General features: G+C 67.0%; 19 protein-coding genes. 6 read left to right on the top strand and 13 right to left on the bottom strand.

The genetic code is table 11. From position 1 onward, the window contains the following. Positions 1-98: 98 nt before the first annotated feature. The 7 genes from ACZ5PO_RS13785 to ACZ5PO_RS13755 form a co-directional block, all read right to left on the bottom strand. Positions 99-1,757, bottom strand: a complete 1,659-nt coding sequence (locus tag ACZ5PO_RS13785; protein ID WP_464194320.1) for an arylsulfatase — start codon at positions 1,755-1,757, stop codon at positions 99-101. Between the two features lie 58 nt (positions 1,758-1,815). Further along, positions 1,816-2,835, bottom strand: coding sequence for an HAD family hydrolase (locus tag ACZ5PO_RS13780; RefSeq protein WP_464194318.1), 1,020 nt, complete (start codon positions 2,833-2,835; stop codon positions 1,816-1,818). A gap of 98 nt (positions 2,836-2,933) precedes the next feature. Beyond that, entirely contained in the window at positions 2,934-3,380 is a 447-nt protein-coding gene (locus tag ACZ5PO_RS13775; RefSeq protein WP_464194316.1) for a hypothetical protein, read from the bottom strand. Between the two features lie 116 nt (positions 3,381-3,496). Then, positions 3,497-5,110 carry an arylsulfatase gene (locus ACZ5PO_RS13770; protein ID WP_464194314.1) on the bottom strand — a complete coding sequence of 538 codons (1,614 nt, stop codon included), beginning with the start codon at positions 5,108-5,110 and terminating at the stop codon, positions 3,497-3,499. A 74-nt stretch (positions 5,111-5,184) separates the two neighbouring features. Beyond that, positions 5,185-6,834 (bottom strand): arylsulfatase, encoded by a 1,650-nt coding sequence (locus ACZ5PO_RS13765; RefSeq protein ID WP_464194312.1) that lies wholly within the window; start codon positions 6,832-6,834, stop codon positions 5,185-5,187. Between the two features lie 464 nt (positions 6,835-7,298). Further along, entirely contained in the window at positions 7,299-9,104 is a 1,806-nt protein-coding gene (locus ACZ5PO_RS13760) for a hypothetical protein (protein WP_464194310.1), read from the bottom strand. A gap of 103 nt (positions 9,105-9,207) precedes the next feature. Then, on the bottom strand, positions 9,208-9,474 hold the full coding sequence (locus tag ACZ5PO_RS13755) for a hypothetical protein (RefSeq protein WP_464194308.1): 267 nt from the start codon (positions 9,472-9,474) through the stop codon (positions 9,208-9,210). 504 nt (positions 9,475-9,978) lie between these two features. Here ACZ5PO_RS13755 and ACZ5PO_RS13750 point away from each other — a divergent pair. From ACZ5PO_RS13750 to ACZ5PO_RS13725, 6 genes are all read left to right on the top strand, one after another. Next, complete coding sequence (locus tag ACZ5PO_RS13750; RefSeq protein WP_464194306.1) at positions 9,979-10,713, top strand: SphA family protein; 735 nt, start codon at positions 9,979-9,981, stop codon at positions 10,711-10,713. A gap of 65 nt (positions 10,714-10,778) precedes the next feature. Further along, on the top strand, positions 10,779-12,182 hold the full coding sequence (locus tag ACZ5PO_RS13745) for a DUF1254 domain-containing protein (RefSeq protein ID WP_464194304.1): 1,404 nt from the start codon (positions 10,779-10,781) through the stop codon (positions 12,180-12,182). 35 nt (positions 12,183-12,217) lie between these two features. Next, on the top strand, positions 12,218-13,261 hold the full coding sequence (locus tag ACZ5PO_RS13740; protein ID WP_464194302.1) for a DUF1254 domain-containing protein: 1,044 nt from the start codon (positions 12,218-12,220) through the stop codon (positions 13,259-13,261). 35 nt (positions 13,262-13,296) lie between these two features. Beyond that, on the top strand, positions 13,297-13,551 hold the full coding sequence (locus ACZ5PO_RS13735) for a DUF3302 domain-containing protein (protein ID WP_464194300.1): 255 nt from the start codon (positions 13,297-13,299) through the stop codon (positions 13,549-13,551). Then, positions 13,548-14,489, top strand: a complete 942-nt coding sequence (locus tag ACZ5PO_RS13730) for an HlyD family secretion protein (protein WP_464194298.1) — start codon at positions 13,548-13,550, stop codon at positions 14,487-14,489. Before ACZ5PO_RS13735 ends, ACZ5PO_RS13730 begins: the two co-directional genes overlap by 4 nt. Before the next feature lie 158 nt (positions 14,490-14,647). Beyond that, the gene (locus ACZ5PO_RS13725) at positions 14,648-15,610 is read left to right on the top strand and encodes a helix-turn-helix domain-containing protein (protein WP_464194296.1); all 963 of its coding nucleotides are present in this window, start codon (positions 14,648-14,650) and stop codon (positions 15,608-15,610) included. Between the two features lie 212 nt (positions 15,611-15,822). Here the strand turns inward: ACZ5PO_RS13725 and ACZ5PO_RS13720 are convergent, their stop codons facing one another. The 6 genes from ACZ5PO_RS13720 to nthA form a co-directional block, all read right to left on the bottom strand. Next, positions 15,823-17,229: an amidase gene (locus ACZ5PO_RS13720; RefSeq protein WP_464194294.1), complete on the bottom strand. Its 1,407-nt coding sequence runs from the start codon at positions 17,227-17,229 to the stop codon at positions 15,823-15,825. A gap of 186 nt (positions 17,230-17,415) precedes the next feature. Continuing rightward, positions 17,416-17,637, bottom strand: coding sequence for a CbtB domain-containing protein (locus ACZ5PO_RS13715; RefSeq protein ID WP_464194292.1), 222 nt, complete (start codon positions 17,635-17,637; stop codon positions 17,416-17,418). A 50-nt stretch (positions 17,638-17,687) separates the two neighbouring features. Beyond that, on the bottom strand, positions 17,688-18,050 hold the full coding sequence (locus ACZ5PO_RS13710) for a nitrile hydratase accessory protein (RefSeq protein ID WP_464194290.1): 363 nt from the start codon (positions 18,048-18,050) through the stop codon (positions 17,688-17,690). Positions 18,051-18,058: 8 nt separating this feature from the next. After that, positions 18,059-18,418 (bottom strand): SH3-like domain-containing protein, encoded by a 360-nt coding sequence (locus ACZ5PO_RS13705; protein ID WP_464194288.1) that lies wholly within the window; start codon positions 18,416-18,418, stop codon positions 18,059-18,061. Then, positions 18,418-18,744, bottom strand: coding sequence for a hypothetical protein (locus ACZ5PO_RS13700; protein ID WP_464194286.1), 327 nt, complete (start codon positions 18,742-18,744; stop codon positions 18,418-18,420). Before ACZ5PO_RS13700 ends, ACZ5PO_RS13705 begins: the two co-directional genes overlap by 1 nt. 13 nt (positions 18,745-18,757) lie before the next feature. After that, positions 18,758-19,357 (bottom strand): nitrile hydratase subunit alpha, encoded by a 600-nt coding sequence (nthA, locus tag ACZ5PO_RS13695; protein ID WP_464194284.1) that lies wholly within the window; start codon positions 19,355-19,357, stop codon positions 18,758-18,760. Between the last annotated feature and the right edge of the window lie 53 nt (positions 19,358-19,410).

The raw sequence follows: 19,410 nt of genomic DNA, 5'->3' as shown, positions 1-19,410 counted from the left end.
TCTTGCGGACCAGATGGGCGCCAGCTCCGTCGTCCCCGGTCCAGGCGAGGAAAGGGGCGGCCCTCATGCCGTCCCCTTCGAGACACGTCAGACGCGGCTCACCGCGCAGGAGTCAGCCGCTCCAGCTCGTTGAGGCGCTTGAGCGCCGCCTGCTGGCGCAACAGGCCGTAGTTGATCCCGCCCGCGTTGAGCGAGCTGCCCTCCTGGTAGGGGTACTGGTCGAAGTCGGCGAAGAATTCCTTGATCTTCCCCTGGATGGGAACCAGGAGCCACATGTTGCGCGCCAGAAACTCGATCGCGCCGCCGCCCTCCTTCATGCCGCGCTCGTAGGGGTCCATCCTCAGATTCGCAATCAGGGCCCAGCTCGGCGATTCACGGATCGCGGTCGCGATGTTGCCTTCGCTGGCGGTCGCGAAGCTCAGCTTCCAATCGTTCCAGCGAATGGCGTTCAAATTGCCGCCCTGGTCGAAATAATACATGACGTCGCGCGGCGGCGCCTTCGCTTCACCCTTCAGAAGCTGGGTCAAGTCGTAGCCGTCGAGATGGACCTTGAAGGTCTTCGAGCCGGCCGGGAAGCCCGCCTTCATCTTCTCCTTCAAGTCGGGAATGCCTGCGGCCGTGGCGAAGGTCGGCATCCAGTCCATGAGCGTGACGATCTCGTTGATCTGGATGCCCGGCTTCACCACCCCCGGCCAACGCACCATCATGGGAATGCGCATGCCGCCTTCCCAGGTCGTGCCCTTCTCGCCGTGAAACGGCGTCATGGCCCCGTCCGGCCAGAGCGCGAGCTCCGCGCCGTTGTCGGTCGTGTAGAGGACGATGGTGTTGTCGGCGATGCCGAGGTCGTCGAGCTGCTTCAACAGCTGGCCGACATGCCCGTCGTGCTCCACCATGCCGTCCGCCTCGAGCCCCTTGCCGGTCTTGCCCTGGCTCTCTGGCTTGAGATGCGTGAAGACGTGCATGCGGGTGGAGTTGAACCAGACGAAGAACGGCTTGTCGGCCTTGTGCTGGCGATCGATGAAGTCCTTCGCCGCCGCCAGGAACTCCTCGTCGATGGTCTCCATGCGCTTCTTGTTGAGCGGCCCGGTATCCTCGATACGCCCGTCGGCGTGCGAATGGATCACCCCGCGCGGGCCGTACTTTTTCCGGAACTCCGGATCCTTCGGGTAGAAATAGCCCTCCGGCTCCTCCTCGGCGTTGAGATGGTAGAGGTTGCCGAAGAACTCGTCGAAGCCGTGGTTGGTCGGCAGGTGCTGGTCCTGGTCGCCCAGGTGGTTCTTGCCGAACTGGCCGGTCGAGTAGCCCTTTGTCTTCATCACGTCGGCAATCGTGGGCATCCAGTCCTGGATGCCGTGGGGATCGCCGGGCATGCCGATGGTGAGCAGGCCGGTGCGGAAGGGCTCCTGGCCGAGCAGGAAGGAGGCGCGGCCGGCGGTGCAGCTCTGCTGGCCGTAGGAATCGGTGAAGATCGCCCCTTCGGACGCGATGCGATCGATGTTCGGCGTGCGATAGCCCATCATGCCCATGGTGTAGGCGCTGATCTGGGAGACGCCGATATCATCGCCGAAGATCACGAGGACATTCGGTGTGCGGCCAGCGGCCGCCGATGATCCTGGTTGCCGGGCTTGCGGCTGAGGCTGTGTCGTCTGGGCCAGCACCGGGCCACCCGACACGGCGGCGGCAAGCGCCGTCCCACCGAGCAAGAGGTTGCGTCTGTCGACTGTGTTGGCCGCAGTGGCCTTCGTGTCCGAACTCATGAACGTCACTCCTCCCGTTTCATGTATCGAATGAAGACGACTGCCCGGCTGTGCCGGGCTACTTCTGGAAGGGGAAGACGACCTTCCAGTCGCTCTTCATGTCGACCACGAGCCAGCCCCGCTCGGGCGCCTGGTCGAGCGCCTTGGCGAGGCGGCCGACCGGCGAATTGCGGTCATAGGCCCACTCCCGCTCCGCGTCGGTGTGGTGGACGATGAGCGCAAAGCGCGGGCCGGTGTTGAGCGTCGTCCATTGCAGCATCTCCAGGTCGCCGTCGGAGTTGCCGGCGGCGAACACCGGCCGGCGACCGATGAAGCGGTTGATGCCGACGGGCTTGCCCGGCCCATCGTCGACGAACTCGATCTCCGGCAGCTTGAGGATCTCGGGCTTGTCGCCGTCGAGCTTGAACTCGGTCTTGCCGCTGGAGCCGACGATCTGCTCGGGCGGGATGCCGTAGGCCTTGGGCGCCCACGGCCGCATGAACTCGATGCCGCCGCCCGAAACGATGAAGGTCTTGAAGCCGTTGGCCCGCAGATACGCCAGGAGCTCCTGCATGGGCTGATAGACGAGATCGGTATAGGGCCGGTCGAAGCGCGGATGCCGGGCCGTCTTCAGCCAGTCCTTCACCAACGCCTCGAAGTCGGCGACGGTCAGGCCGGTGTGCGTCAGCGCCAGGATCTCAAGGAAGCCCTTTTCGCCCAGGGCCGCCAACGCCGCCCGGTCGTTCGACAGCACCGCCTTGTAGGGCTGGATCTCCGCCAGTGCCGGATTGGCACTGGCGATCGCCTTGAGCCGGTCCTCCGCAAAGATGATCTGGAAGTACATGGGCTGCTCGGCCCACAGCGTGCCGTCATTGTCGAAGGTGGCGATGCGCTCCTCCACCGGCACGAAGTCGGCCGAGCCGGGCGTCGTCACACGCCGGACGAAGTCCATGATGGACGCCTTCGTCCGGCCTTCATTCCATGAGGGCAGCGGGTCGGTCTGGGCGAAGGCCGAGAGTGAGGGCGCGAGGAGCAGGATCAGCGTGAGGAGGACAGGTTGAAGCCAGATTCGTGGGCGCATGGCCCCGACAGCCCGCATGATGCTCCTCCTTCGGCCACTCGAACGGCGGCACATCGATGTATGTTAGCGCGCTCGACGGCATAATCATCCGCATCTGACCGGCCCGGCCCCGCGGCCTACTTGAAGCCGATCAGCACCCCGTCCGCCCCCAGCGACAGCTGCAGCCCCTGCCGGCGTGCGACGAGGCGCAAGGCGACGCCCTTGCCGTTCCTGAGCCAGAGCCGGCCGCGGCCCTGATCGCCCAGCGCCCAGCCTTCGCGGACCTGCACGTAGGCGCCGGCGAAATCGCCCAGGCGCCTGAGGCCGTAGACCGTGCCGGTGGCCTCCAGGCGCGAGGCGCCGATGCCGCCGACCCCGAGCCCGCCGACTGTGATCGGGTAGGATCGGCCGCGGAACATCAGCGTGCCGCCGCCGACGCTGCCCGAGCCGATGAAGGCGACCTGCACCTGCTCGATGCGCACGGACCCCGTCGGCCGCCCGAGCCCGGCATTTTGCGCGAGCGAGGGGGCCGACAGCAGCACGCTCGCCGCGATCGCGAAGATCATTGTCCGCAAGGCCGTCATCTATGGATCTCCTTTTATTCCCGAGCCCTCCACGCGCCGATGGCATCGGTCAAGGCAGGACTGCGTCGGGCTAGTTTTCTGAAATCATGGCGTTCGGCACGATGTCGAGACAGCCGCTAATTCTTCGGGCTGAGCTTGTTCATGACCTCGTCGAGGTTGAAGCTCGCCGGTTTCTGGCGGATCGGGAAATCCTTGAAGCTGGCAAGCCATTTGCCGACGAGCGCCTGCATGGGCACGACGACGAACGCCCGGTCGAAGAACCACTTCTCGTATTCCATGGACGAGTCCCCGCGCTCGAAGGGATCCGCTCGCAGATTGAAGAGTTTGGGCGCGCGGAAGCTGGTGAACTCTCGCCGCCAGATGTCGATGCCCTCGTGCTCCTGGGCCTTGAACACGGTCTTCCAGTTCTCGAAGCGGACGGCGACGAGCTCGCCGTCGTCGTTCCAATACATGAACTCCTTGCGCGGCGCGTCCTTCACCTCGCCCTTGAAGAAGGGGATCAGATTGTAGCCGTCGAGGTGCACCTTGTAGGTCTTGCTTCCGAACTGGCTGCCCTTCAGGCACTGGGCCACCACGTCCGGGTTGCCGCCGGCGGCGCAGAAGGTGGGGATCAGGTCGTAGTGGGCGAAGGGCTCGTTGTAGATGGTGTTCGGCTTGATCACGCCCGGCCAGCGGATCAGCATCGGCACGCGGTAGCCGCCCTCCCAGTTGGTGGCCTTCTCGCCACGGAACGGCGTCATGCCACCGTCGGGCCACGTCATCACCTCGGCGCCGTTGTCGGTGGTGTAGACGACGATCGTGTTGTCGAGCACGCCGAGGTCCTCGAGCTTCTTGAGCAGCAGGCCGACGTGGCCGTCGTGCTCCACCATGCCGTCCGGGTAGATGCCGAGCCCGGTCTTGCCGTCGGATGCCGCCTTCAGGTGCGTGTTGACGTGCATGCGCGTGGAATTGAAGTAGCAGAACCACGGCTTGCCCGCTTTGTGCTGGCGGTCGATGAAGTCGATCGCGGCGGCCGAGGTCTCGTCGTCGATGGTCTCCATCCGCTTCTTGGTGAGCGGCCCGGTATCCTCGATCTTGCCGTCGGCGCTCGACTTGATGACGCCGCGGGGGCCGAAGCGTTTGCGGAATTCCGGATCCTTCGGATAGTCGGGGTTCTCCGGCTCCTCCTCGGCATTCAGGTGATAGAGGTTGCCGAAGAACTCGTCGAAGCCGTGCGCCGTGGGCAGGAACTCGTCCTTGTCGCCGAGGTGGTTCTTGCCGAACTGCCCGCACATGTAGCCGAGCGGCTTCAGGAGCTCCGCGACCGTCGGATCCTCCTTCTGCAGGCCGAGATCGGCGCCCGGCAGGCCGACCTTGGTCAGCCCCGAGCGGATCGGCGATTGCCCGGTGATGAAGGCCGCGCGACCGGCGGTGCAGCTCTGCTCGCCGTACCAGTCGGTGAACATGGCGCCTTCGTTGCCGATGCGGTCGATGTTGGGCGTGCGGTAGCCCATGATGCCGCGGTGGTAGATGCTCGGATTGAACCAGCCGATGTCGTCGCCCATGATCATCAGGATGTTCGGCTTGCCGGCGGCGGCCGGCTGCGCCTGGGAGCGCTCCCCCTGGGCGACGGCGCGGGTGCCGGAGAGGCCGGCCGCGGCGACGGCCGTGCCGGCCAGCAATATGTTCCGCCGGCTCACCGCGTGCGATGAAGCGGGCGGGGCAGGCGCATCCTTGCTCTTGTCGCTCATGGGCCTTCTCTCCTTCCCTCCGACGCCCATGCCCCGGCGGGCATGGGCCGATGCCGGTTATCGAGACCGCAGCTTCATTGCTTGGCTGACAGGCTCTTCTGCATCGCCTCGATGATCTGGTCGACGGTGAAGCTCGCCGCGCGCTGGCGAGGCGGGAATTCCCTGAAGGTGTTCAGGAACTTCTGCACCTCGGTCTGGGCCGCGAAAAGGATGTAGGGCTGCGACAGGAACCAGTCGTAGTAGGTGTTGGAGGTGATGTCGGCCCGCTCGTAGGGGTCGGAGCGCAGGTCGAACAGCTTGGGCAGGCGCAGCTTGGTGAACGGCTCGGCCCAGACCTGCATGGTGCCTTCCACCCGCTGCTCGGCGAAGACGATCTTCCAGTTCTCGTAGCGCAGGCCAAGCAGGTCGCCGTCGTCGCTGAAATAGAAGAACTCCTTGCGGGCGCCCTTGTCGCCGGCCCCGGTCAGCAGCGGCAGCTGGTTGTAGCCGTCGAGATGCACCTTGAAGGTCTTGCCGCCGGCGGAATAGCCCTTGAGCAGCTTGTCCTTGATGTCGGGCTCGCCGACGGCGGCCATCAGCGTCGGGAACCAGTCGAGCCCGCTGAAGATCTCGTTCGTCACGCTGCCGGGCTTGATCTTGCCCGGCCAGCGCACCAGGGCCGGCACGCGGAAGGCGCCTTCCCAATTGGTGTTCTTCTCGCTGCGGAACGGCGTCGTGCCGGCGTCGGGCCAGGAGTTCTGGTGCGGCCCGTTGTCGGTGGTGTAGAGCACGATGGTGTTGTCGGCGATGCCGAGGTCGTCGAGCTTCTTGAGGATCTGCCCGATCGTCGCGTCGTGCTCGATCATGCCGTCCGCATATTCGGTGCGCGCGGTCAGGCCCTTGGGGCCGCGGTGCTCCTCGCGCACATGGGTGCGGAAGTGCATGCGCGTCGAGTTGAACCAGCAGAAGAACGGCTTGGCCGCCTTCACCTGCCGGTCCATGAAGTCCATCGCCGCCGCCGAGGTCTCGTCGTCGATGGTTTCCATGCGCTTCTTGGTGAGCGGGCCGGTATCCTCGATCTTGCCATCGGCGCTCGACCTGATCACGCCGCGCGGGCCGAACGCCTTGCGGAATGCAGGATCGATCGGATAGGTGCGCTGCTCCGGCTCTTCCTCGGCGTTGAGGTGGTAGAGATTGCCGAAGAACTCGTCGAAGCCGTGGTTCGTCGGCAAATATTCGTCCCGGTCACCCAGATGGTTCTTGCCGAACTGGCCGGTGGCGTAGCCGAGCGGCTTCAGCATCTCGGCGATCGTGCAATCTTCCTTCTGCAGCCCCGCCGTGGCCCCGGGCACGCCCACCTTGGACAGGCCGGTGCGCAGAGGCGACTGACCGGTGATGAAGGTGGAGCGGCCGGCGGTGCAGCTCTGCTCGGCATAATAGTCGGTGAACTTGAGCCCCTCGTTGGCGATGCGGTCGATATTGGGCGTGCGGTAGCCCATCAGCCCGAACGAATAGGTACTGAGATTGGTCTGGCCGATATCGTCGCCGAAGATGATCAGGATATTCGGCTTGCCGGCGGCGGCGGCACCGGTGGCCGGGGCCGGCTGCTGCTGCGGGGCCTGCGCTACGGCGGTAGCGGCGGACAAGGCGGTTGCCGCAAGCGCCGTGCCGCCGAGGAGAAGATTGCGCCGATCGAGGCCAGGCGACCGCTCGCGCCCCGTGGGGTTCCTGTCATCGCTGCTCATGGACGGTCCTCTTCTCGTTTGGCGCTACGGGAGCCTGTATGGCTCGTCGACGTGTCAACTGGATGCGGGTGCCGGGCGGCAAGCGGATACCCGCCGCAATAATCTGGCGCGCATCGGAGCGCGCCGCCGTTCACGACCTTGCGAGTGATGCGGATCGTGGGCGCATGCGGAGCGTAGCCGTCGCCCCCGCGCGCAGCGGCGAGGATGCAATCGTTAGCCGCCGTCGCAGGGGAGCGGTGGTTGCCATCGGCCGTTGGGCGCATGTCCGTTCTCGTCATGGGGCTCAACGGGGTGGGGCGCAACGGGCGCTGCTGGGTCCGACGGAACGTCGTCGGCAAAGCGATCGCCGGGCCAGGGGAGCGGGTCGGCAAACCGATCGCCGGCCTTCGGGGCCGGGTTTCCCGCACCATGGCATGGCCTGCGCGCGAAACGACCCTTGTAACGGTTACGAAACTTGCGCGCGCCTACTCCACATCCAGGCCGGCCTTGCGCAAACCGTCGGCGATCATGTCGATCATCGGCTCCGTTATGTGGCGCGCACGCAAGCTGCTGCGCATCTCGCGGCCGTAGTTCGGCCGGCTGCGCAGCAGCGCGTCGAGAAACGGTCGCGCCGCCTCCGGGCGGCCGAGCTTGCCGAGCGTGGCGGCGTGAAGCAGGGGCACGCCCGGATAGCCCGGCGCATCGATGGTCCTGACCTGTCTGAGGGCTTCTTCGAATTCGTCGCGACGATAGTGGTCCAGCGCGAACGTCAGGCGGTCGACCGCAGGCAGGCGCAGGCTCCGCTCGGCCGCGCGCCGCACCAGCGCCACGCCCTCGTCCCAGTGGCCGCGGGCGAACAGGCGCAGGCCGAGGCCCGACAGCAGCTCGGGGTTGTCGGGGTTGAGCTCGAGCGCCCGCCGGCCGGCCCGCTCGGATTCGTCGAAACGGCCAGCCCGATAGGCGACCTCCATCAGTGACGCGAGGGCGAGCTCGGAATCGGGGGCCAGTGCGACGGCGCGGCGGGCCGCTGCGTCTGCCCGCTCGTCGGCGGGCTTGCCGCCCGTGCGGACGTTGAAGCGGTTGCGAAGCTCGTCGAGGTACACGATGGCGAGCATGGCCCACGCGTCGCCGTAGTCCGGGGTCGCCGCGACGGTGGCCTCCAGGCAATCCCTGATCTGCGCGTGCGGCGCCGGGGCCGGCGCCGCCGCATAGGCGCGAGCCCGCAGCACGCAGGCGTAGCCCGTAGTGGTCGCGGCGCTCGCCGCCAGCTCGCGGCGCGCCACCGGCCCGGCCGGTTGCCCGATGAGGGCCGCCACCGCATGCGCCAGGCTGTCCTCGACCGGGATCGACGCGCCACTGCTCCACGATCTGTCGGCCGTCGCCGCCCAGACGGTCTCGCCCGAGCGCAGATCCACCAGGCGCCACCAGAAGCGCAGCAGGTCGCCGTCGCGGCGGATGTTCGACTGCACCGAGTAGAGCGACACACGGCTGCCCGCGTCCGCGCCCATCCGCTCGGCGGCGGCCGCGACCGTCATGTCGGCAGGCACGGCGAACACGCGCAGTCCGCCAAAGCGGCTCAGCGCCATCTCGAGCGTCTGCCGAAGCCCGCCGGCGATCTCGGTGGCGGTGGCGTCGGCGGCAGGTGCGGCCACGGGCTCGATCAGGATGGCCGGGGCGAGCCGTGCAGCCGGTCCGGCGCGCATGAACGCGAGAGCCGCAGCGCAGACGGCAAGGAGCGTGCCGATGGCTCCGAGCCAAGGCAAGGACCCGCGCCAACTCCGCCTCGGACCGGCCGGCGCAGCCCCTTGAACGGTCTCGGGGAGCGGTCTGTCGGCGTCGGGCTCATCGGCCTGGCGCGGATCTGCGCCCACCGGGGGCGACGGCGGCTCCGCGTCGGCGCCCGCCGGCGGCAAGCTATCGGGCGGCTGGAACGACGGGACGTAGGAGCCTTTCGGGATATCGAAACGCAGGGGCTCGGTGGCGCCAGGGCCGGCATAATAGGCCGCCAGCGCCGCCCGCAATCGCGTCGCCTCGATGCGGACGATGGGATCCGTGGTCGCGTCGAAATCCGCCGGACGGCCAAACACGTCCACAGCAATCGTATAGGACTTTATTCTGGACGCTCGACCGGCGAGCGTCTCCTCGACGATAAAGTGGAGAAAGCCTCGGTTGCGCTTCGAGGCGCGGAACGCCGGATCGTCGAGCAGCCGCGCCAGCGCGTCCCGGACGGTGCCGGCATCGGCGCGATTCAGCTCCAGCGCGGCGCTGAGCCGGGAACTGCCGTCCGCCACCCCGCTGTACTCCCCGCTATTGGCGTCTCCCCGCGGGGCACTTTAGGCCAGAAAGACAGCCGGATCATCCCAAACGGCACAATGGCGGCCGCCGAAATCGTCCTCACCGGGTTGTGATCGGCAGGCCGAGCGCCTCGCGAATGTCCGCTTCAAGCGCAACCATGAGGTGCTCGTACTCGCTGACCAGATCCGCGGCGGTGGAGCCGCCGGCGCGGCGCCAGCCGTCGAGCGCCACTGCGGCCTCCTCGTAGCTCTCGCACAGCGCGAGCAGTTCGGGCGTCCTGCGCGGCTCGTCCATCATGTGTCGGCGCAAATCCGGCGCCTTGAGCAGCAGCCGACTCAATCCACGGCGGTAAGCGGAGCTCGTCATGGCGGGTTCCTCGGCGCAATGTCCGCGGGCCGTGCAATCCTATTGCCATGGTGGCATCCAAGTGCATCCTGTAACCGTTACAGCTTGCACCGGCGCGCCGGAGCGGGCTGCCTGGGCGCTCGGCGGCCGGAGCATGTCCTGAGCCAGCGCATGTCCTGATCGGATGGGTTCATCCTGTCGGACAGAGATGCTTTGGGATCTTGCATCGGGAACGCTTCGCGATCGGGGGGACGAAGCCGTGGGGCGCAGCAACACGACGAGCCGACGGAGCTGGCGCCGTGCCTGCGCCGCGCTCACGGTGCTCGGCGTCGTGGCCGCGTCCACGCCGCCGGCCAAGGCGACCGAGGGCGGCATCGGCATCTACCTGCTGGGCTTTCGCGGGCAGCTGGCCGGCTTCGTGCCGCCCCCGGTGTCTACCTCGAGAACGACTATTACCAGTACGACGGCCACCTGGGCGGTGGCCGCTCGTTCCAGACGGGCGGTCTCGTCGCCGCTCGCGTCAAGGTGCAGACCCGGCTCGATGCGGTGACGCCGATCTGGGTGACGCCGTTGGAGGTCCTGGGCGGCAACCTGGGCTTCTCCATCACCGGCGCCTTCGGCAGGCCGGACGTGAGCGCCGGCGTCATCGTCGACGGTCCCCGCCTCAGCTCGCCCATCGGCCGCAAGCTGCGCGACGGTGACCCGAACTTCGGCGACGTGCTGGCGTCGACCTTCGTCGGCTGGCATGCCGGCAACTTCCACTGGAGCGTCACCGCCACCGCCAACATCCCGTCGGGCACCTACCAGGTGGGCCAGCTCTCCAACCTGTCGCTGAACCGCCCGGCCTTCGACATCTCGGGCGCCCTCACCTACTGGGATCAGGCCGCGGGCTATGAGCTGTCCGTGGTGCCCGGTTTCACCTTCAACTGGAAGAACTGGCAGACCGACTACACCTCCGGCACCGAATTCCACCTGGAAGGATCGGCGACGAAATTCTTCACGCCGCAGATCTCGCTCGGGGTGGTCGGCTACTACTACCAGCAGCTGACCGACGACACAGGGGCCGGCAACGCGCTCGGACCGAACAAAGGCCGCGTCGCCGCCCTCGGCGGCCAGTTGGGCTACAACTTCAAGCTCGGCGATCTGCCCGTGACGAGCAAGTTCAGGGTCATGCGCGAGTTCGAGGCCAAGAACCGCTTCACCGGCACCCTGGCCTATCTCACCCTGTCCGTGCCCGTGCCGGCGCTGTCCGGGCACTGACGTGGCCGCAGCATCCGGCCGGCCCCGCCGGCCGGATGCTCGGCAGAGCCCGAAGGAGCCTCGCCATGCCTAAGCCGATCGCCACTGCGCTGCTGACGCTCCTCCTCGCCGTCCTCGGTCCCGCCGGGTCCGTCCGGGCCGAGCCATCGCCGACGGACGCGCAGGCGATCGCCAAGCAGGCCTATATCTACGGCTTTCCGCTGGTCGACAGCTATCGGGTTCAATATTCGTACTTCGTCGACCGCGGCGGGCCTGAGTTCAAGGCGCCGTGGAACCAGATCTACAACAATGCCCGCGTCTACACGCCGGACGACAAATCGATCCAGACCCCGAATTCCGATACGCCCTACTCCTATGTGGGCGCCGACCTGCGGGCGGAGCCCCTCGTCTTCACGGTGCCGGAGGTCGAGAAGGGACGGTACTACTCGATCCAGTTCATCGACATGTACACGTTCGATTTCGCCTACGTCGGCAGCCGCGCCACCGGCAACGGCGCCGGCGCCTACCTGCTCGCCGGGCCGTCGTGGAAGGGCCGCAAGCCGAAGGGCATCAAGGCCGTCATCCGCTCCGAAACCGAGTTCGTGTTCGCGCTCTATCGCACGCAGCTGTTCAATCCCGGCGACATCGACAACGTCAAGCGCATCCAGGCCGGCTACAAGGTGGAGCCGCTCTCGCGCTACCTCGGCCAGCCTGCGCCGCCGACGCCCGCCGCCGTCGACTTCCCCAAGCCGCTGACGCCGGAGCAGGAGCGCAGCTCGCCGGAGGTCTTCGGGCTGCTGAATTTCATCCTGCAGTTCTGCCCGACGCACCCGTCCGAGCGGGCACTGATGGCGCGCTTCGCCACGATCGGCGTCGGGGCCGGCAAGCCCTTCGATGCGGCCACGCTGTCGCCTGAGCTCAAGGCGGCCGTTACCGCCGGAATCGCCGACGCCTGGCGCGCATTCGACGAGCTCAAGACGACACAGCTCGACACCGGCAAGAAGACCAGCGCCGACGCCTTCGGGACGCGCGCCTTCCTCAAGAACGACTATCTCCAGCGCATGAGTGGCGCCGTGCTCGGCATCTACGGCAACGCCAAGGACGAAGCACTCTATCCGGCCTATTTCGTCGACGCGGACAAGCAGAAGCTCGACGGCGCGAAGCGTTACACGCTGCGCTTCGCACCCGGTCAACTGCCGCCGGTCAGGGCCTTCTGGTCGCTGACCATGTACGAGCTGCCCCAGAGCCTGCTCTACGCCAACCCGCTCAACCGCTACCTCATCAACTCCGGCATGCTGCCCGACCTCAAGCGCGATGCCGACGGCGGCATCACGCTCTACGTACAGAACGAATCCCCGGGCCCGGACAAGGAGGCCAACTGGCTGCCGGCGCCCAAGGGGCCGTTCTTCACGGTCATGCGGCTCTATTGGCCGAAGGCGGCAGCGCTGAGCGGCCAATGGAAGGCACCGCCGCTGGCGCCGGCGCGGTAACCACTCCCCGTCAATCGCGGTGAAAGGACACGACCATGCAGCCATCGTCCATCGCAGCGGCCATCGCCGCCTCGCTGACGCTTGCCACACCGGCCCTCGCCCAGACACCGCCGGCCGCAGCGGCCGGGAAGCCGGTGCCGGTCACCGTCGACAACTTCGCCCGCGCCGAGAGCGACCGTTACTTCGGCGGCCTCGTCAAGGACGGCGGCCTCGGCCAATTCAACCATCGTCGTGAGGTGGCGGCCATCGACAACCAGACCGTCATCCGCCTCAACCGCGACACGCTCTATTCGTCCGCCGTGTTCGACCTGGATGCCGGACCGGTCACCATCACGCTGCCGGATCCCGGCAAGCGCTTCCTGTCGATGCAGGTCATCGACGAGGATCAATATACCCACGGCGTGTTCTACGGAGCCGGCACGCACACGCTGACGCGCAAAGGGATCGGGACGCGCTATGTCGTCGCCGCCGTCCGCACCCTGGTCGATCCCAACGATGCCAAGGACGTCCAGCAGGTGCATGCCCTGCAGGATGCCATCAAGGTCACGCAGAAGAGCGCGGGGACGTTCGAGGTGCCCAATTGGGACCAGGCCGGCCAGAAGAAGGTGCGCGACGCGCTGATCGTGCTCGCCGACACGCTTCCCGACAAGAACCGCATGTTCGGCAGCCGGAGCCAGGTCGACCCCGTGCGCTTCCTGCTCGGCGCAGCCTCGGCCTGGGGCGGCAATCCCGACAAGGAAGCCGTCTACCTCAACTTCGTGCCGAGCAAGAACGATGGGACGACAGTCTACAAGCTCGACGTGAAGAACGTCCCCGTCGACGGGTTCTGGTCGGTCAGCGTCTACAACGCCGACGGCTACTATGAGAAGAATCCGCTCAACGCCTATTCTCTCAACAACATCACGGCGAAGAAGGAGCCCGACGGCTCCGTCGCCGTCCAGTTCGGCGGCTGCGACGGCAAGGTTGCCAATTGCCTGCCGATCATGAAGGGGTGGAACTATCTGGTCCGCCTCTATCGGCCGAGCCGCCAGATCCTGAGCGGACGATGGAAGTTCCCCGAGGCGCAGCCGGCGAGCTGAGTGCCGCCACTGCGCCAGGCTGAAAGGCGCGATCCATGGCCTTCATCGATATTTTCGCGATCATCGTGCTGGCCGTGGCGGTGCTCTCCGCCATCGCCGTCCTGTTGATCATCGGCATCGCCCCCGGCTACGTCGCCCGCCGGCGCGGCCATCCCTGGGCCCAGGCGGTCGGCGTCGCCGGCTGGATCACCCTGATCTTCGGCCTCGTGTTCTGGCCCCTCGCCTTCATCTGGGCCTACGTCGACATTCCGGCCCGGCCGCAGGCACCGCGACGGGAGCCGGCGCCATGATCGTCTTTCTGCTCAACGCCTATATCCTCGTTCTGGTGGTGCTGATCTGGCTGAAGATCATCCCGGCCAACCTGTTCTGGAAGATCTCGCCCGTCCTGGTGCTTCTGGCCCTGTTGGTCGGGCTGTTCATCCCCATGGGCTGGGGCGCTCCGGCCGGCACGGCGCTGGTCGGGCGGCAATCGGTGCAGATCGTGCCGGATGTCGCGGGGGAGGTGAGCGACGTGCCCGTGCAACCCAATCAGCCGCTCAAGGCCGGCGACGTGCTGTTCAAGATCGATCCGACCCCGTACCAGGCCCAGCTCGACGCGCTCACGGCCCAGTACACGCTGGCGGATACGCGGCTGAGGCAGATGCAGCAATTGCAGCGGACGGCGGCGGGCCGGGCCTTCGACGTCGAGGAGCGCCAGGCCGAGGTGAAGCGGCTCCAGGCGCAGATCGACAGCGCCAAATGGAACCTGGACAAGACGGTGGTGCGGGCGCCGGCGGACGGCTACGTCACCAATCTGGCGCTGCGCAAGGGCGCCCGCGTCGCCAACCTGCCGTTGGCGCCGGTGATGGCCTTCATCGACACCGCCGACACGATCGTAGTCGTCGAGGTGCCGCAGATCTACGCCCGCTTCATCGAGCCGGGACAGAAGGTGGAGCTGACCTTCAAGTTCCTGCCCGGCGAGATCCACACCGGCACGGTGGAAACGGTGCTGCAGGCGATCTCGACGGGCCAGGCCGCCCCCTCCGGCACCGCCGCGCCACCCCGGCAGATCGAGGCGGGGCCGTTCGTCGTCCGCGTCAAGCTCGACGAGGCCGGGCTGGGCGAGCACCTGCCGGCCGGCAGCGTCGGCGACGCCGCGATCTACACCGACCACGTCAAGGTGAGCCACATCATCCGCCAGGTGCTGTTGCGCCAGACGGCGATCCTCAACTTCGTCAATCCGTTCTGAGCCGGCTTGCGAGATTGACGAGCCCACCGGCATGATCAAGTCTGTTGGCGAGGGACCTCGCCCAGCGGCAATGCTTCATCGGCGGCTCGACGCCGGAACGCTGGCACGTTCCTTGCTCGACACGTTCCTTGCTTGAGCTTCGAGAAAGGACGATGGCCATGCCGGCGGTCTTCGATACGGGCTCATTGCGGCCGGATGAACGCTTTGCCTATTGGCGCGAGGTCGTCTGCAAGCGTTTCGTCACGGCCGCCTGCCTCGACCGCGGTTCGGGGCCGTTCGACGCGCAGCTGTCGTCCAGCGATCTGGGCCCGTTCGGGTTCGGCGCGCTCAAGGCGCCGCGGCACTTCTGGTCGCGGGATCCGCGCGATATCCGCGCCGACCACCAGGACGATATCCTGGTGAGCTACGTGGTCAGCGGCGACGGGCAATTGACCCAGGACGGACGCACGGTTCGGCAGGCGCCCGGCGATCTCAGCCTGTACGACGCCCGCAAGCCGTTCGCCTACGAGCTCGGCGCCGAAATCATCGTGATGAAGGTGCCGCGGGACGTGCTGACCGCGAACTCGCGCATGGGCGAGGCCTTATGTGCGCGCCAGATCGGCGCCGGCAACCCGCTGAAGGCGATCTTCGGCAGCACGCTCATGCAATGCGTCGAGCCCGCGTCGCCGCACTTGCTGAACCCCATGGCCGGTGCGCGGCTCGGCACGTCCGTCTTCAACATGCTGCTGGCGCTGATCGACCTGGAGGTCGACGGCGGCGAAGCCATGGCGTCATCGCAGTTCGCGCAGCTCGAGCGCGGCAAGCGCTATGCCGTCGCCAATCTCGGCGATCCGGACCTGACCAGCGAGAAGATGGCCGAGCACGCCGGCGTGTCGCTGAGGACGCTGAACCGGCTGTTCGCGAAGGCCGGCACGACGCCGATGCGGTGGGTCTGGCAGCAGCGGCTCGAGGTAAGCCACCACGACATCGCCGCCGGCCTGGTGCAGAACGTGACCGACGCCGCCTTCCGCGTCGGCTTCAAGGAGCTCTCGCACTTCAGCCGCAGCTTCAAGGCGGCCTACGGCGTCACGCCGCAATCGATGCTGGCGAAGCGGGTGAAGGGGCGCGCTGATCTCGGCTGACGTGGTGCACGGCCGGATGGCCTTTGCCTCGATGGAGCCCTTGCGCGCCGTCATGGCCGGGCTTGACCCGGCCATCCATCAACGAAGTGAGTCAGCCCGCAGGGCTGGCCGAAAACCATTCTTTTCCAAGTGGATGGATGGCCGGGTCAAGCCCAGCCATGACGGGCGAGGGGTGTGGACCGTTGGTGTTCAAGCCCGCCCCGGCCTCCCGCTCAGCCGTCCAGTTGCGGCGGTCGGCGCGTGTGCCAATCCGTCACCTGCTGGAAGGCGTGACCGGCGCGGCACAGCAGATCCTCGCCCAAGTGCCGGCCGACCAGCTGCAGGCTGAGCGGAATGCCGGCCTTGTCGATACCGGCGGGCAGCGTGATCGTCGGGCTGCCCGAGAAGTCGAAGGGGGCCGTGAAGCGGAGAATGGCGAGCAACACGTCCGGATCCTCGCCGTAGGCAGCCATCTGCTCGAGGCTCGGCACCGGCACCGGCATGGTGGGGACGAGGATCAGGTCCACGTCCTGGAACACGGCGGCGAGCGCGCCCGAGAAGGCGAGGCGCTCGTGATAGATCTGGCCGAGCTCTGCGCCCGACAGCCCGCGGCCCTGCTCGATCAGCGCCGCGAGATCGGGACCATACTCCCTGGCGCGCGCCGGATACGTCTCCTTGTGGGCGATCGCCGTTTCCACCGAGCAGAACGGAATCCAGCCGCGCACGAGCTGCGCCGTGGGCGGAAACTGGATCTCCACGATGCGGGCACCGAGGTCGGCGAGCGCATGCTCCGCCGCCGTGACCGCCGCCACCACCTCGCCGTCGATCCCGTCGCTGACGAAACGGCGGTCGATGCCGATCCTGAGGCCCCGGATGCTGCGGCCGGCCTCGGCCAGATAGTCGGGGACGTCGGCCTTGAGCGTGGTCGGGTCATGCGGATCGGCGCCGGCGATGACGCCCAGCATGGCCGCCGCGTCCGCCGCACTGCGCGTCATCGGGCCGATATGGTCGAGCGAGGCGGCGAGCGGGAACACGCCGTAGCGGCTCACCCGCCCCCAGGTCGGCTTGATGCCGGTCAGGCCGCAGGTGGCCGAGGGAAAGCGGATCGATCCGCCGGTATCGGAGCCGAGAGCGCCGTAGCAGAGGCCGGCGGCGGTGGCGACACCGGAGCCGGTCGAGGACGAGCCGACCCAGTGCCCGAGCCCCCAGGGGTTGAGCGGCGAAGGGTTCTGCGGGTGGTGGCTGGTGTAGGCCCCCTCGGTCATGCCGAGCTTGCCCAGGATCACCGCGCCGCCTTGCTCGAGCCGGTCGACCACCGTCGCGTTGTGATCGGGCACCACGCCGCGCAGCATCATGGTGCCGGCGCCGGTCGGCGCGAACGTGGTGTTGCAGAGGTCCTTGACCGCCACCGGAACGCCGTGCAGCGGCCCCCGCCAGATGCCCTTGGCGAGCTCCCGGTCGGCCGCCTCGGCGCGGGCAAGCGCGCGCTCGCCGAGCAACGTGGTGTAACTGCGGTAGGTCCCGTCCAGCCGCTCGATCCGCTTCAAAAGGGCCGCCGTCACCTCGGCCGACGATACGCTCCGGTTCCGTATAAGTTCCGAGATCCGCGTCAGGTTCTCGAAGCCGAACTCGTCCGGCATGATACTCACCTCTTCTTTCGAACGCTGGACATGACGGGCAGATCTGCCGGTGCTCTGCTTTTCCGCATCGGCTCCGACGGTCCAGCCGCGCACCTCGCCCCGCTTGCGGGGAGAGGGTGCGCGACGGCTCGTCCAATGCCCAATTGGCCAGGCCATGACGTTGGCGCGTGGCTGAACTGGTGCGGCTCAGTGACAGGGAAAGCCGAGCAGATGCCGGCCGTCGTGCACGAACTCGTGGATATAGCTGCCGCTGAACAACGCGGCCGCCCCTTCCTCGACGCCGATGAAGTAGACGGCGAGAAGAAGCAGCAGGCCGCCGAACAGCAGCCACGGCGCGATCTCCTTGAGCGGCAGCGGCTCCGCTGCCGGGCCTGCGGTGATGCCCGGAACGACAACAGCACTCGACATGGGTAGGCTCTCCTTTCGTCGACCTGAACCTCAGGCCGCGGATGGACGGGTCACGCGACGCAAACCGGCTCGCGCCGGGCCACATGGTCGTGTGGAACGGGATGGTCGATCAAATATTGATGACGCTCGTCGACGCTCCGGCTGTCCAGCAGCTGCTTGCTCGCCAGCAGCCGCTCGAGCGCCGCGAACCAGACATGGTAATAATCGTGCCCGTCATCATCGGGATGCTCGGCATCGTGCGCCTTGATCTCGCGTGAGAAGCACTCCACCCACTCGGGCCACGTGAAATGGCCCGCCTTGCTCAGCTCGACCGCGATGGCGAAGGCCGACGCCTCCCAGGGCTCGCGGAACACCGGGCCGTCGGCATCGCCGGGCTGGCCGGGGGCCTGCCCGATTCTGACGTTGTCCGCCATGGCACACCTCAACTCTTGTCGTCGACGATGTAGTCTTCGAACATGTCGATGTAGATCTTGTCCTTCGCTGGAGCCGCCTCGCCCCAGAGCTCACGGGCGGAGAACACGACGCTGTAGACGTGCTGGGGCTTTTCGCCCTTCAGCTCGGCGTTCGTATCCGGGAAAACGAAGACCCCGTGATCCTTGTGCACGACGCCGCGCTTGCCCCTGACGTAGCGGGGCAGCCGCGTGTGCGTGACCGGATTGATGTTGAGCACCATCACCTTGTCGCCGGGGGTGAACCCGGGCGCGACCGCGGTGTCGACGCGGCAGGAGCCGCCGGTCTTGACCAGCAGGTCGACGTTCTCGGCAGGAAACATCTGTGGCATCACGCTTGCCCCTGTATGGTTTGCCCCTGTCTGATTTCAGCCATCCGCTTGTCGATCTCGGCCTCGGTGAGCGAACCGTTGGCGACGCACCACGCCTCCAACGAGTGCAGCCAGTGCTCGTAATACGGAGACTCGAGGTAGTGACTCGGGCTCATCTTCTCGATTGCGGCCCTGAACTGGTCGATATTGAAGTGTCCACCCGCGAAGGCCAGGATGAACATGCCGAACATGCGGCGCTCCCAATCGGCGCGGAAGATCGGCTGGCCCGGATCGATGTCGATCGGCCCGAGGCCGTGCATGCCGCCGAGGTCGTGGATTCCGTTCATCGCCGCACCTCCCTCACTTCGAATCGGCCGGCAGGCCGACGCCGACCATGCTGTCGCGCGTGACCAGTTCGGCGAGCTGGCTTTCGTCGAGCCCCTCCGTCCCGGCCGGGCGCATCGGCAGGACCAGGTAGCGCAGCTCCGCGTTGCTGTCCCAGACGCGAACCTCGGTGTCCTGGGGCAGCTCGACGCCGAACTCCTTGAGGACGCTGCGCGGCTCGATCACGGCCCGCGACCGGTAGGGCGCCGCCTTGTACCAGTTGGGCGGCAGCCCGAGCGTCGGCCACGGGTAGCAGGAGCACAGCGTGCAGACGACCATGTTGTGGACGTCGGGCGTGTTCTCGACCACGACCATGTCCTCGCCCTGGATGCCGGAATAGCCGAGCTCGGCGATCGCCGCCGTGCCGTCCTCGAGCAGGCGCTGCTTGTAGGCCGGGTCGGACCAGGCGCGCGCCACCACCGCCGCGCCGTTGTGCGGACCGATCTTGTTCTCGTAGGCGTCGATCAGCAGATCGACGGCCTTGGGATCGAGCAGTCCTTTCTCGACCAGCAACGATTCGACAGCCTTGACGCGCAATGCAATGTCAGACGGTTGGTGATGTTGATGATCCGTCATCGCGACCTCCTGTTATGGCGACATGCGAAACCGGGCTTCGGTACGCTCTCGGC

The sequence above is a fragment of the Chelatococcus sp. KU-N122 genome, from assembly GCF_055391085.1.
This window is presented reverse-complemented; position numbering and strand designations above follow the sequence as displayed.

Bases quoted from the DNA above. Each gene is read 5' to 3' on its own strand.
- ACZ5PO_RS13785 (WP_464194320.1), bottom strand. From the start codon at position 1,757: ATGAGTTCGGACACGAAGGCCACTGCGGCCAACACAGTCGACAGACGC.
- ACZ5PO_RS13780 (WP_464194318.1), bottom strand. From the start codon at position 2,835: ATGCGGGCTGTCGGGGCCATGCGCCCACGAATCTGGCTTCAACCTGTC.
- ACZ5PO_RS13775 (WP_464194316.1), bottom strand. From the start codon at position 3,380: ATGACGGCCTTGCGGACAATGATCTTCGCGATCGCGGCGAGCGTGCTG.
- ACZ5PO_RS13770 (WP_464194314.1), bottom strand. From the start codon at position 5,110: ATGAGCGACAAGAGCAAGGATGCGCCTGCCCCGCCCGCTTCATCGCAC.
- ACZ5PO_RS13765 (WP_464194312.1), bottom strand. From the start codon at position 6,834: ATGAGCAGCGATGACAGGAACCCCACGGGGCGCGAGCGGTCGCCTGGC.
- ACZ5PO_RS13755 (WP_464194308.1), bottom strand. From the start codon at position 9,474: ATGACGAGCTCCGCTTACCGCCGTGGATTGAGTCGGCTGCTGCTCAAG.
- ACZ5PO_RS13745 (WP_464194304.1), top strand. From the start codon at position 10,779: ATGCCTAAGCCGATCGCCACTGCGCTGCTGACGCTCCTCCTCGCCGTC.
- ACZ5PO_RS13740 (WP_464194302.1), top strand. From the start codon at position 12,218: ATGCAGCCATCGTCCATCGCAGCGGCCATCGCCGCCTCGCTGACGCTT.
- ACZ5PO_RS13735 (WP_464194300.1), top strand. From the start codon at position 13,297: ATGGCCTTCATCGATATTTTCGCGATCATCGTGCTGGCCGTGGCGGTG.
- ACZ5PO_RS13730 (WP_464194298.1), top strand. From the start codon at position 13,548: ATGATCGTCTTTCTGCTCAACGCCTATATCCTCGTTCTGGTGGTGCTG.
- ACZ5PO_RS13725 (WP_464194296.1), top strand. From the start codon at position 14,648: ATGCCGGCGGTCTTCGATACGGGCTCATTGCGGCCGGATGAACGCTTT.
- ACZ5PO_RS13720 (WP_464194294.1), bottom strand. From the start codon at position 17,229: ATGCCGGACGAGTTCGGCTTCGAGAACCTGACGCGGATCTCGGAACTT.
- ACZ5PO_RS13715 (WP_464194292.1), bottom strand. From the start codon at position 17,637: ATGTCGAGTGCTGTTGTCGTTCCGGGCATCACCGCAGGCCCGGCAGCG.
- ACZ5PO_RS13710 (WP_464194290.1), bottom strand. From the start codon at position 18,050: ATGGCGGACAACGTCAGAATCGGGCAGGCCCCCGGCCAGCCCGGCGAT.
- ACZ5PO_RS13705 (WP_464194288.1), bottom strand. From the start codon at position 18,418: ATGCCACAGATGTTTCCTGCCGAGAACGTCGACCTGCTGGTCAAGACC.
- ACZ5PO_RS13700 (WP_464194286.1), bottom strand. From the start codon at position 18,744: ATGAACGGAATCCACGACCTCGGCGGCATGCACGGCCTCGGGCCGATC.
- nthA (WP_464194284.1), bottom strand. From the start codon at position 19,357: ATGACGGATCATCAACATCACCAACCGTCTGACATTGCATTGCGCGTC.